General features: G+C 62.8%; 16 protein-coding genes. 6 read left to right on the top strand and 10 right to left on the bottom strand.

What is annotated here, in order from left to right; translation table 11 throughout:
- Positions 1-896 (top strand): Mu transposase domain-containing protein (locus tag AC0L3K_RS12535; RefSeq protein WP_473366157.1); only part of this gene is annotated, 896 nt, incomplete at its 5' end.
- 11 nt (positions 897-907) lie between these two features.
- The gene (gene istB / locus AC0L3K_RS12530) at positions 908-1,651 is read left to right on the top strand and encodes an IS21-like element helper ATPase IstB (protein WP_007605871.1); all 744 of its coding nucleotides are present in this window, start codon (positions 908-910) and stop codon (positions 1,649-1,651) included.
- Positions 1,652-2,001: 350 nt separating this feature from the next.
- Here istB and AC0L3K_RS12525 read toward each other — a convergent pair whose 3' ends face one another.
- Together AC0L3K_RS12525 and AC0L3K_RS12520 are read right to left on the bottom strand one after the other, a co-directional pair.
- Positions 2,002-2,157 (bottom strand): hypothetical protein, encoded by a 156-nt coding sequence (locus AC0L3K_RS12525; RefSeq protein ID WP_473366156.1) that lies wholly within the window; start codon positions 2,155-2,157, stop codon positions 2,002-2,004.
- Between the two features lie 704 nt (positions 2,158-2,861).
- Positions 2,862-3,356 (bottom strand): hypothetical protein, encoded by a 495-nt coding sequence (locus tag AC0L3K_RS12520; protein WP_473366155.1) that lies wholly within the window; start codon positions 3,354-3,356, stop codon positions 2,862-2,864.
- Positions 3,357-4,354: 998 nt separating this feature from the next.
- On the opposite strand from AC0L3K_RS12520, the gene AC0L3K_RS12515 reads away from it, so the two are divergent.
- Both AC0L3K_RS12515 and AC0L3K_RS12510 read left to right on the top strand, forming a co-directional pair.
- Positions 4,355-4,636: a hypothetical protein gene (locus AC0L3K_RS12515; RefSeq protein WP_473366154.1), complete on the top strand. Its 282-nt coding sequence runs from the start codon at positions 4,355-4,357 to the stop codon at positions 4,634-4,636.
- Between the two features lie 222 nt (positions 4,637-4,858).
- Positions 4,859-5,410: a hypothetical protein gene (locus tag AC0L3K_RS12510; protein ID WP_473366153.1), complete on the top strand. Its 552-nt coding sequence runs from the start codon at positions 4,859-4,861 to the stop codon at positions 5,408-5,410.
- A gap of 241 nt (positions 5,411-5,651) precedes the next feature.
- Here AC0L3K_RS12510 and AC0L3K_RS12505 read toward each other — a convergent pair whose 3' ends face one another.
- The gene (locus tag AC0L3K_RS12505) at positions 5,652-5,837 is read right to left on the bottom strand and encodes a hypothetical protein (protein WP_473366152.1); all 186 of its coding nucleotides are present in this window, start codon (positions 5,835-5,837) and stop codon (positions 5,652-5,654) included.
- A gap of 207 nt (positions 5,838-6,044) precedes the next feature.
- Between AC0L3K_RS12505 and AC0L3K_RS12500 the strand changes: the two genes are divergently transcribed.
- Positions 6,045-6,683, top strand: coding sequence for a recombinase family protein (locus AC0L3K_RS12500; RefSeq protein WP_473366151.1), 639 nt, complete (start codon positions 6,045-6,047; stop codon positions 6,681-6,683).
- A 64-nt stretch (positions 6,684-6,747) separates the two neighbouring features.
- Here AC0L3K_RS12500 and AC0L3K_RS12495 read toward each other — a convergent pair whose 3' ends face one another.
- Both AC0L3K_RS12495 and AC0L3K_RS12490 read right to left on the bottom strand, forming a co-directional pair.
- Positions 6,748-7,431 (bottom strand): hypothetical protein, encoded by a 684-nt coding sequence (locus tag AC0L3K_RS12495; protein WP_473366150.1) that lies wholly within the window; start codon positions 7,429-7,431, stop codon positions 6,748-6,750.
- A gap of 53 nt (positions 7,432-7,484) precedes the next feature.
- Positions 7,485-7,988, bottom strand: coding sequence for a hypothetical protein (locus AC0L3K_RS12490; protein WP_473366149.1), 504 nt, complete (start codon positions 7,986-7,988; stop codon positions 7,485-7,487).
- A gap of 333 nt (positions 7,989-8,321) precedes the next feature.
- On the opposite strand from AC0L3K_RS12490, the gene AC0L3K_RS12485 reads away from it, so the two are divergent.
- Positions 8,322-9,974, top strand: coding sequence for a DUF6538 domain-containing protein (locus AC0L3K_RS12485; protein ID WP_473366148.1), 1,653 nt, complete (start codon positions 8,322-8,324; stop codon positions 9,972-9,974).
- A gap of 124 nt (positions 9,975-10,098) precedes the next feature.
- Here the strand turns inward: AC0L3K_RS12485 and AC0L3K_RS12480 are convergent, their stop codons facing one another.
- From AC0L3K_RS12480 to AC0L3K_RS12460, 5 genes are all read right to left on the bottom strand, one after another.
- On the bottom strand, positions 10,099-10,341 hold the full coding sequence (locus tag AC0L3K_RS12480) for a hypothetical protein (protein WP_473366147.1): 243 nt from the start codon (positions 10,339-10,341) through the stop codon (positions 10,099-10,101).
- A gap of 76 nt (positions 10,342-10,417) precedes the next feature.
- Positions 10,418-10,687 (bottom strand): hypothetical protein, encoded by a 270-nt coding sequence (locus tag AC0L3K_RS12475; RefSeq protein WP_473366146.1) that lies wholly within the window; start codon positions 10,685-10,687, stop codon positions 10,418-10,420.
- Positions 10,687-10,956, bottom strand: coding sequence for a hypothetical protein (locus AC0L3K_RS12470; RefSeq protein WP_473366145.1), 270 nt, complete (start codon positions 10,954-10,956; stop codon positions 10,687-10,689). Before AC0L3K_RS12470 ends, AC0L3K_RS12475 begins: the two co-directional genes overlap by 1 nt.
- Entirely contained in the window at positions 10,956-11,363 is a 408-nt protein-coding gene (locus tag AC0L3K_RS12465) for a hypothetical protein (protein ID WP_473366144.1), read from the bottom strand. The genes AC0L3K_RS12470 and AC0L3K_RS12465 overlap by 1 nt, the downstream gene beginning before the upstream one ends.
- A gap of 102 nt (positions 11,364-11,465) precedes the next feature.
- Entirely contained in the window at positions 11,466-11,672 is a 207-nt protein-coding gene (locus tag AC0L3K_RS12460; protein ID WP_473366143.1) for a hypothetical protein, read from the bottom strand.
- Between the last annotated feature and the right edge of the window lie 7 nt (positions 11,673-11,679).

The raw sequence follows: 11,679 nt of genomic DNA, 5'->3' as shown, positions 1-11,679 counted from the left end.
TCGCGGTCATTAAGGCGAGCCTGTACGACCCGCAGATCAATCGTACCTACGCGGAGATGGCGGCGCATTACGGCACCGCCATCTTGCCGGCGCGGCCGCGCAAGCCGCGCGACAAGGCCAAGGTCGAGCAGGCCGTCCTGATCGTCGAGCGCTGGCTGCTCGGCCGCCTGCGCCATCGCACCTTCTACAGCCTGGCCGAGGTCAATGCGGCGATCGGCGAACTGCTCACGAGGCTGAACGAGGAACGGCCGATCCGGCGGCTCGGCGTGACACGCCGCCGGTTGCTCGAGGAGGTCGACCGGCCGGCGCTCAAGCCATTGCCGGCGTCCCCCTACGTCCTCGCCGAGTGGCGGATCCGCCGCGTCAGTCTCGATTACCACGTCGAGGTGGAGAAGCATTACTACAGCGTTCCGCATCGCTTCGCCCGCGCCGAGGTCGAGGTGCGGTTCACGGCCCGTACCGTCGAGATCTTCCACAAGGGCGAGCGGATCGCCGCGCATCAGCGCATGAGCGGCAATCACAAACACACCACCGTGCCGGAGCACATGGCCTCCAGCCATCGGCGCTACGCCGGCTGGACCATCGCACGTATTCGCCAGGACGCCGCCGCGATCGGGCCGGCGACCAGCGCGTTGTGCGACCTCATTCTCGACGAGCGCTCGCACCCCGAGCAAGGCTTCCGCGCCTGTCTCGGCATCCTCAGGCTCGCCGCCTCCTATGGGCGCGAACGGCTGGACGCCGCGGCTGCGCGGGCAATCGACATCGGCGCGCGCACCTATGGCTCGGTCAAGTCGATCCTCGCCAACAATCTCGATCGGCGTTCTGCTCACCAGCGTTCCGCGGACGATGCGCCGATCCTGCATGCCAACATCCGCGGACCGCGCTACTACAATTAGGAGATCATCCCTTGCTCACCCATCCGACCCTCGACCGCCTCAACGCCCTCGGCCTCCATGGCATGGCCAAGGCCTTCGCCGACATCGAAGCCACCGGTGAGGCCGCAAGCCTCGGTCACACCGAATGGCTTGCGCTGCTGCTCGAACGTGAAGCCTCGCTGCGGCACGACAAACGGCTCGCCACTCGCCTGCGCTACGCCAAGCTGCGCCAGCAGGCGTGCGTCGAGGACATCGACTACCGCACCCCGCGCGGTCTCGACCGCCCGCTGTTCGCTAAGCTTGTCGAGGGCCGCTGGATCGACGACCACGTCAATCTCCTGATCTGCGGCCCGGCCGGCGTTGGCAAGAGTTGGCTCGCCTCGGCGCTCGGCCACAAGGCCTGTCGCGACAATCGCTCCGTGCTCTATCAGCGCGTCCCGCGACTGTTCGACGATCTGGCGCTCGCCCGCGGCGACGGCCGCCATCCACGTCTGTTGCGCGGCCTTGGCCGTGTCGATCTGCTGATCCTCGATGATTGGGGACTCGAGCCGCTCGACGCCGGTGCCCGTCACGACCTCCTGGAAATCCTCGAAGATCGCTACGGTCATCGCTCCACCATCGTCACCAGCCAGCTCCCCGTGGACCAGTGGCATCTGCTCATTGGAGATCCCACCTATGCCGACGCCGTGCTCGATCGCCTCGTCCACAATGCCCATCGGCTCGACCTCACTGGTGAGAGCCTGCGGCGAACCCGGCAATCCGCCCGAAAGACCTGAGCCCGTGGCGCTGTGGACATGCCGCTGCGCTTGGACAACGCAATCGCGTTGCCCACATGCCCACAGCAACCGCAGAAGAAGAAAAACAGGTCGAAGTCGCGATTCCAGATTGACCGCGCGCCTTGACCGATGCCAGAGAACCAGCCGGCCAGAACGCCTCGCCGCTGGGCGAGATCAAATCGGAAAGGTGGGCGACATCGTCTCGGAATCCACGGGCGACTTCATATCGGTACGCCTGGGCGACTTCGTCGGAATCCGCACTGTGAGGGCTCGCCTTTTTTTCTTGGTATCAGCGACGAAGCGCCAGCCGAAGCTCTGAACGTAGTGCGCCCATGCACCTGAAGTTGGGTCTACTCTTGTCCCTGGGGGTGCAGTTCGAGCTTTTCGGCCTTGTGCTCCTGAATTAACTGGGTGATCGCGTCCATGGTCGCTTGGTCGGTGATCAGTTTAGCCAGCGCCGTGAGGTGTTCGATCTTGCCGTCCAGCTCAATGCACTTGTCGCACATGGCGGCCCTCCTGCTGGACTATCAAGCAACACAAGTTCAATTCGGTTCCGGCAGACGTAACAGCCCTGCGATCCGCGAGAACGGCAGCCCGCCATCCTTATGCAGGCAGGACGACAGCGGCTATCGCTGGCTCGCTGCCCGGCCTGATGTCGGCGCCACGCTTCCCACACGCCTCGCAGACGAAGCGGGACTCAAGATCGGAGAGCCTGACCTCGTCTCGCCACTGGTCGATGACGTCGCAGCCCGGCATCACGTTGTGGCTGGCCTGTGCAGCCAGAAGACGATGAGACCAGGGACGCCGGCCGCGCGCACCTCACCCAGCGTGATCTTCTCGGGGCGCCGATCTGGCCGGTCGCGGTTTTCGCGGCGGGCCCAGGTCTGAAGGAGGTCGCCAACCGAGGCCGCCTTACTGCTTATCCTCGGTCCAGGTTTGTTCGCCGCACTGGCACTTGAACATGCGAACGATCCCCCCGGTCTGGGGATTGAGCATCTTAACCGCGACGACTAGCCTTCGGCCACAGTGATCACACGGCTTGATCGGGTGTGGCGCGTAGCTGGAAAAGACTTCGTTTTTAAACTCGTTAGTCATCCAAATGCCTCGCCGTTGGGGCAGTCGGATAAGTTACAGAGTGAACATAAGTTCCCACGGCGCCGCGATCCACTATGCGCGGCCCTGAGGACGCAGACCGTCTGGTCTGGGCCAGCTACGGCTTCTTACTGAGGTCCTGGACGGTGCGGATTTTCGCGGCGCGGCGGGCGAGATCATCATAGGTCCTCGCGATCTCGCGCAGCGTTTCCCTCAGGGGCAGGTGCTCTGCATTCCCGGACTTAGCCCGGAACTCCTCCGCTTTCGCTTGCCAATACTGGGGCGGGTGCATGCGCTCGATACCCATGTGGGGCTCCCTCGATTGCTCCGTTCCGACAAAAGTCCAAGGCCGGAAGTGTTCCGGCAGCCCCGCGTTTAGGTGACTGTCCCGAGCTACTGCTGGTCGTGTTTGGAGACTGCGGCGGAAGCCACCTGCCAAACTGGCCTTGCTCAAGCGCGAGTGCGCGAGTTGCCGTTCTAGTTGGTAGCGGGTGAGCCGAAGTTCTCGCCTGACCTCCGCATTGACCTGCCGCAGGCGGATACTCTCCTCGATCGCGCGATCAGCGCGCTCCAGATCATGCCGAATTTCAGGGCTGATGACGTCGCCGTCCATGCGTCGCTCCCTCAGTACAGGCGGGAGCGCACGATCTCTCAGCCACCGGCGCCTACGGCAGAGCCTTGGCCGGTGATGAAGAAACAATAGCCCAACGTCGTGGAATTGAACAGCAACTAACCCGAGCACGCGCCCCGTCAGAGGGGGTGCAGCGGAAAGCTCCGCCAGGGCCTCGGCGAACGGCACGAGCGTTGTCCGGGCGACTTCTGGTTACCATGCACGAGCCGACATCTGTCGGAGTCACTATTGTTTGTCGTTGGAGCAGTCAGCCCGGTGCATCCCCGCGTGGCGACTCGCGATGTTCTACGGGAAGCTGTGGGATTGGATTAGAGGGCCGCTGGCGCGTTGCTCGCGGGACTTAGGGGAGAGACCAAAGGCACTCTAAGGCGCGTCAGTGACTCTCCCTGAGTCATCTGGAGTGCACGCAGTCGGCTGTGTTTAGGGGGAAGCCCTCCAGAAGGAAGGGCCTCGCGAGGCGCATGAACTAGGTTGCAGTCTAGCCATACAGAGTGCGCCTTCGGGGCTGACCAAAGGGTTGCACTACAGCCCTACAGAACGCCATCCTCGGGGCTCCCCAATTGGGTTGCAGGGTAGCCCTACAGAACGCCCTCCGAGGGGGCTGTCCAATTGGGTTGCAGTTTCGCCTACAGAACGCCCTCGCTCAGGGTTGGTCGATTGGGTTGCACCAAAGCCCTACAGAGCGTCCTCTCGCGCAGATGACTGCTCTCGGCCCGCCCCATGCCCGGCTGAGGACATCCTCAGTAAAAGCGCCCTTCCCTCCTGCAATCCCGCCGAGCCATTCACGACGCGCCCCAGCGGCACGGCGAGCATGCTCCCTGAACTGTCGCTGCATCGGGAGTGCCACGGTGCAGGCACCGACCTGTTGCCCGAGACACATCACCACCGTGAGCGGTTTGGCCCGATTGGGACCCTTCTCCCCCCTCACCGATCCCTTGGCCTATCGTGGGCCCCACAACCACCCCAGCATGAAAGCACTCATGAACGACAACGTCACCGGCAGCACAATCACCGTGCTCGACGCCATCATGGGCAGCGGCAAGACCACTTGGGCGATCAACCACATCAACGCCACCCACGCCAAGAACCAATCCGAGGCGTTCGACGGACTGCCCGGTGACCGGCGCTTTCTCTACGTCGCACCATTCGTGACTGAAGTAGACCGCATCCGCGACGCATGCCCGAACCTGATGTTCAGGGACCCCCAGCCGATCCACGGGCGCAAGCTCTTCCATCTGGAAAAGCTGATCGAGGAGGCATAGGGCACCGTGAAGAGCTTGGCCGTACTGGCCCAGCATCCAACCAAACACCTCAAGTTGCAGATACACGACCACGATTCATTTCTGGGGTGTTTAGGTCATGGGTAATGCTTGGTCCACCCCGCGCGGAGCTGCCGAGCCACTGAAGCTGACCACTTCAGATGCACCTCAACATCCCCCAGACCAGCCACCTCCCGTTCCACTTCCAAAGGCCACACATCACGCATGCTCTACGTTCAAGAAACCCTCGACCGCCAGACTGGACATCTCGCCACCAACACCATCGGCGAGCACGTCACCATCACTGAACTAGGTAACAAGTACCGAGTTGGGCCGAAACGGGTCCGCACGATCCTCCATCACATGGGCGTTCTCGCTGCCGAAGGGCGGCGCTACCGATTGCCCCGAGCGTTCGTCGAACGGGGGCTTGGCATCCGACACGACAAACCAAGATCGGGACACCCGTTCGATGTTCTGTCCCCCAAGTGCCAAGCACTCATCGCTGAAGCGTGGACCGACACCGTTGCTGACCTCGATAATGAGGCCACCCGAGCAACGCGTCGTGCCAGGGCGTCGCTTGATGGCTTCCGCGCGATCCGTCGTCGTGAGCTGACCACCCAAGAGGCCGTGTGGTGGCTGTGCGATCATTATCCCCGCCTGCTCTACCGTCAGATTGCGGACATCCTCGGCGTTACCCCTCAGCTTGTCTCGACGTTCACCAAGCTGCGGGCGAAGCAGAAGCAGATCAAGATCGCTCTCAGGGGCAAGACCTACTGAAAGCCGACATGACGACAACGACACGCCGCCGCATCGGACACCGCGCAGTGTGGTGGGCAACATGTCCAACACAGCTCGGCAGTGGTCATGTCTAGGCGTCCGCTACCGCCCTTGCTCCATAAGACCCGGAATTATTGAGCAGAAAAGTGTGAAGCCCCCGCTCGATCCCATCTTGTGGCGGGCTTCCCCCCGCGGGAGGGGTCGCTCCTAATGAGCATGTCGCCTGCTTGCGCGAGCGACCTCATCTAGGCTGAGATGACCCTTCGTCACTGATGGTCTGCTCCAGCTCTCCGATCATGGTCCTGTAGTGAGCTACGACCCGAAGGAAGGCGGCACGCTTTCTTTCGCTCTTGGCTGCTTGGGCAAGGCCTTCGCATTCGGCGACCTGCATCCGCAGGCTCTGCAGTTGAGCTAGCATGTCTTTCATGATCTTCCCTCGGTTCCTCCCTCCGCTCCAGGAAAGCCTCGAACGCCGAGTGTGGCAAGCGGTGAGAAACACTGGGCAGGGGATGTACGCTGGGGTTTGCCCTTGCGGACACGTCGAACGCGATCGAAAGCGCGTCCGTTAGGGTTGACATCGGTCAACGGACGAGGTAGTCAACGGACGATACCCTATCGTACATGGAGACTTGCCGTGGCTACCGTCCTCTACGCTCGCGTTTCGACTAAGGATCAAACTCTCCAACACCAGCGGATACAGGCGCAGGCTGCGGGCTTCCAGATTGACCATGAACTTGCCGATCACGGCGTCTCGGGCGTCAGCACTCGCCTTGCCGAGCGCCCGGAGGGCAAGCGCCTCTTTGACATCCTGCGAAGCGGCGACACTTTGGTCGTCCGGTGGGTAGATCGACTGGGCCGCAACTATGGCGATGTCTGCGATGCGATCCGAGAGTTCATGCGCAGGGGCGTGATCATCCGCACCGTCATCAACAACATGACCTTCGACGGAGCGACGAAGGACCCTATGCAGATGGCCGTCAGAGACGCGCTGATCGCTTTCATGGCGGCAACGGCCCAAGCCAATGCCGAAGCGATCAAGGAAGCCCAGCGTGGCGGCATCGCTCTTGCGAAGGCAACCGAGGCGGACATCAAGTACCGTGGTCGCAAACCGAGTTTCACGCGCGAGCAGTTCTTGACCGTCTGCAACATGCTCGATCTATCCGCAGGCGTTGGCGAGATTGCGTCAAACACCGGCCTTAGCCGCCAGACCGTCTACCGCATTAAGGCGGATCGAACGGCGGCGGAGGCGACGCTGGCAAACTGGGCCGCTTGAGGTGCTCGCGGCAACTCGATCCACGGGGCCCCATCAGTGTTTTTCGTGAGATAGGTGCTCCGGCTTACTGGAGCATCATCCGCTCCAGCCCCTTGTGGAAAGAGGTAAGAGGCACAATCTCTGCGACCTGTAGCAGGAGCGAGACATCGGTTGGTTCAAGCGGCTTGTCATGCACGGCCCATCGGTCTGTACGCACGCCCTCCCGGTGAATGATGTCCGAGAAAGCCACGTACTTCGCCGAGACCGAGACATGATGAGGTGCGACGGCGTTGAGCAACAACATGCTCCCGTCGAACTCCCTAACTGCGAAATCGAACTGATGGTGCTTGCTCTTGCCGGCAACATCGTAGCCCACCGCTATCGTCGCGGGCGGCATTGTTTGCTTGAGGACTGTCAGCATCTTCTGCTTCAACACGGCTTCAGTGGACGAAACAAAGCGTTCAAGGGCACCGTGAGCCGCTGCGGCGGATGCGTTGGCCACCGACAGAATTGCGGCGGCGAGCCACTCGACCGACGGGGCGTCAGCGACGAGAGCATCGTTGTTCACCGCGATCTGGTAACGCTTGGCCTGCTTGCTCAGCATCCTGTTGATGAGCCCCTCATCCCGACCATGGGTCCAAGCGGAGCGTGCCGCACCGCCACCGTCATGTACCCGGAAGCCACTTCCAAAGCGCACCACGAAGACGTTCACTGGCTCGAATGAGGGGTACAGACAATGCGTCGCCACCCGCGACCCTTCGTCGGTCACAGTGCAGACCTCAAAGGCAGCAAGAGCCGCCCTAATGTCATCGCAAGCGTTGCTCATCCAAATAAATCACTCTGGGGCGGGACTTCAAATCCTCGCTGATCAGGACCTATCGTCAGGTTAATCTCGTCAGCTAACCAAGCAAGGGCCTGTGGCAATCGCCTGATCTGCGGCTGGATAGGCCTTCGGTAAGGCATGTCACCATAGCCGACCGAATGCACATAGTCTCGATTGTCAGCCCAGCTATGGCAGTGTGGTCCGCATACTGTCGCAGGCAACCCCAACGCAGCGCCCCCCGGCCTGTTCATCTTGCACTCCTCCAACGGCACAAGATCGACGCGATAGATGAGAACCTGCTTGTAGAGGACTGAGATGGACGGGAACTGACGCCGCTGTGTAGGGCATCGAAAACGAAGCTCTGCCCGGACGATGCTGATGGCGTCTTCGATACTCCACGACGCAGACAGCTCGCCCTTGCGCGAGCCCTCCTGCCACTGCGGCCACGGACCCAACAGGGTCTTGGGCTCCGCCAAGAACGCATCGACCTCCTCGACATCCATCCGCCACCACTCTCCTGGGTCGCAGGAGGGTATCCGCACAATTCGCGAACACAACAGAGTTCCGCATGCCGAGGCAAGTCGCATGTGGACAGTGGTTACGGAAGAGCCCTGTGGGGGACACATTGGGGGCCCGAATGGGGGACAGGCCCATTTTCGGTTTGCCTAACCGACTGATTTAATTGAGATTATGCTCAGGTGCACAGAATGGCGGAGAGAGTGGGACTCGCCCCCGCCCGGGGCGCTGACCCCTTAGATTCAAGTTTATCCTTCGTTTCAAGGGTTTTTCGACCGGCCGGTGCTACACCGGAGTGCTACACCGTGCCGAGAATCCGCATGCCGACCCCGGTCACCCGCAAGAACAGCTCGAATCTCTATCTCCACAAGAAGGTGCCGCTCCGGCTGCAGAAGCTGGTCGGCAAGACCCAGGTCTGGATGTCGTTGAGGACGGACGACCCGGACCTCGCCGCCGAACGGTGCGCGGATGCCAACATCAAGATCAAGGCCGAATGGGCGCGCCTGGCCGCGGCAGCCGCACAGGCCGCCTTCCCCATTAAGCCGCCACACCTGCCCGCGCCGGAGGACAATTCGAATCCCGGTCCGGGAGTCGAACCCGCGGCGCGCCTGACCTTTCAGGATCTCCACGCGCTGCGCGGCGCCGCTCACGTCCGGATCCGGGACGGCCACATCGCCAACCCACCGTCGGCCGGATTCGGCGCCGCTGTCCTGCTCGCCGGCGACATCGACGAAGCGATGGCCGAATTCCTCGCCGAGCAAGACGTCGAGGCCACCGAGGCCGATCTCGCTAGATTCCGGCCGCTGTACGAACAGGCCAGGCGGGACGCCGTCGAGGATCTCAAGCGGGCCAAGCTGCAGGGCGACTTCAGCCCGAACCCCGTTCTCGCGAAGCTGCCGGAGCGCACGGTGCCGAAGCTCGACCTGGTCGCCGCCTTCGAGGCCTACGTCGAGAAGGGCGGCCTCAAGGGCGGCAAGGACGGCCCGACCGCCAAGCGGTGGCGCCCGAAGATCAAGGATTTCTGCAAGTGGCTCGGTCACCGCGACCTGACGCGGATGACGACCGACGACGGGTACAGATGGGCCGACCATCTGATCGACGAGGGCTACAACCGGAATTCTATCCGCCTGGTCTGGATCGCGGCGCTGTCGGCCACCGCCGGCTTCATGGTCGAGCGGCGGCGCCTGGCGCATAACCCATTTCTCGGCATCAAGGTCCGCGATGCCGTCGACGAGAACGCAGAGGTCATGCCGCCGCGTCAGAAGGGCTTCACCCAGGCCGAGGCCAAGACCATCCTCACGGCGACGGTCGCGACGCCGTCGTCCATGATCTCTCCGGAGAAGCGCGCCGCCAGGCGCTGGCTGCCGTGGCTGTGCGCCTACAGCGGCGCCCGGGTCAACGAGATCACGTCGCTCATGCCCGCCGACGTCACGAAGGATCCGACCTCCGGCATCTGGTGCATGGTCATCAAGCCGAGCTTGGAGAAGACCGCGCAATGGCGGACAGTGCCCCTGCATTCGCACGTCGTCGAGCAGGGCTTCCTGGACTACGTCGACGAGCGGCGGAAGGCAGGCAAGCCGCTATTCTACGACCCGGCGCGCGGCCGCGGCGGCAAGGTCGCGAACCCGCACTACAAGAAGACGGCCGAGAGGATCGCGGATTGGGTCCGCGGGCTCGGGATCCGTGGCGTTCAGCCGAACCATGCGTGGCGCCATCTCTTCAAGAGCGTCGCCCGTCACGTCCGGATGGATCGCGAGGTCGAGGGCTTCATCACCGGCCACAGGCCGAAGGATTCGAACGCCGGCCACGACTACGGCGACCGTTGGATCGCGACCATGTCGGCCGAGATCGAGAAGTATCCACGCTTCGACATCCCGGCCTTGAAGGCGCCGGCGGCGCCGCACAGGGTCCGGCGGCGGACCCGCGCGCAGATCGCCGTCGATGAGGCTGCGAAGGCGGCGCGGACCGCCTGAAAGCTAAAGCCCCGGCGGTGAAGCCGGGGGCGTCGTTTCATGAGGGGATCGGTGGTTTACCCGCCTGACGGCGGAAGGGATCCTTGCAGGCGGCAAGCGCCAGCGCAGGGTGCGGTCTACCCGCCTATGCGGCGGACGTGATGGCCGCGCGGTGGGCTTCGGCCTTTGCGATCTCGCGCGCCAGATCCGCGATCGAGACGCGTCCGCTGCGGCGGAGATCGATTTCCCTCGCGTTCGGTGCGGGCTCTTGATTCGGAAATTTACCGACTAGAACTACGATGTAGCTGCCACAGACGTTATAGTCCAAGCCGGCGGCCTCGACCACATCAATCCATTGACCCGGTTCGTACGTGCGCGGGTTACCCATGTCGCTTCTCCACTTCGTGCAGCATCTGCAGCGCCATCTTGTCCAGCTTCGACCCGACCGCGCGCACGCGATCGGCCTAGGCCGCCGTCTTCTTGCGCTCCAGAGCGTAGCTCACCGCAGAGTCGAGCTTCTCCATGAACTTGTCGGCCGGGATCGTGAGCCAACCAGAGTCGTCGGCTCGGAAATCCAGAATGTTCTCGTCTCCATACAGTCCGACGAAGTGGACAGTTTCGCCGTCAGAAGAGACGAGGTGCTTCAGCGAGCCCAACCGGCTTCCGTATGCGAATCCCGCGCGGTCGATTTCGTTAAGGGCGTCCATCAGCTTGATCTTGTTGGTCGTCGTCATCACTTCACTCCTCCAGTTCGCGCAGCATCTCCAGCGCCAGCTTGTCCAACTTCGACCCGACCCCGCGCACGCGGTCGGCCTCCTTCGAGTCCTTCGGCGACCTTGCGATAGACGTCGTCCGTGACGACCTTGCGGTCGCCGCCGGCGATCATAGCCAGCAGGCTCTGCGGGACGCCGGTCGCGCGCGCCATCCCGGGCTGCCAGCGTTCACCGAAGGCCTCCTCGCCGGCGGCGATGATGCGCGCGGCATTGGTCGAGAGCTTCGCCATCAGGAGGTCGCCTCCGCGTCGTCGAGGACGCTGCGGTGGCCGAGCGCGCGGAGCTTGGCACGCAGCATATCGCAGCAGGTGTCCTCGTCATTCGACTGCTTGAGGACGGACAGGATCAAGTCCATGAAGCTGGCCGACTCGCCGAACTCGTCGTCGACCATTTCGCGCATATCGCTGAGGCAACGAGCACGCTGGAACGACACCTTAAGCTCATCCTCATCAATGGAAGCGCGGGCCAGCATCGCCTCGGCTTCGTCCCAACGGCACCAGGCGTCGTTCATGCGGCGGACGAGCTCGTCTTCGATAATGTCCAACAGGTGGTCGCTGTCGGTCCGGTCATGGACGATCTCGAACCAACGCGAGAGCGTGGCGTTGTCGACGAGGCGGATCTTGGAGATGTCGATCATTGGCAGAACCTGTGTAGTGGTGGGCCGCGACGGCGGCGCCTTCTACGGCCCCGAGCCCGGTGGCCTTTCGGCGCCGGGCGTGGGTGGACGTTGCCCCGTGGTTTACCGCGTCGGCAACGCGACCACGTCGCCGTCCGCGAGGCGGATTCCGAACGTTAGGTCGGAGAAGCCATAGTGGTTGTTGTTGCCATGCAACGTGTAGCTACCCATGTCAGGCCTGACGATGACCTCGAACCAGTCGCCCTCGGGCGCCTGGTAGGAGTATTTGCTAGACCGCTTGATGCGAGCAACGAGCTGCTGATTGATCATCTGACTT

The organism is Bradyrhizobium sp. MI1.10, assembly GCF_055811035.1.
The sequence above is the reverse complement of the archived record's forward strand: the minus strand, read 5'-3'. Positions and strand labels throughout refer to the sequence as shown.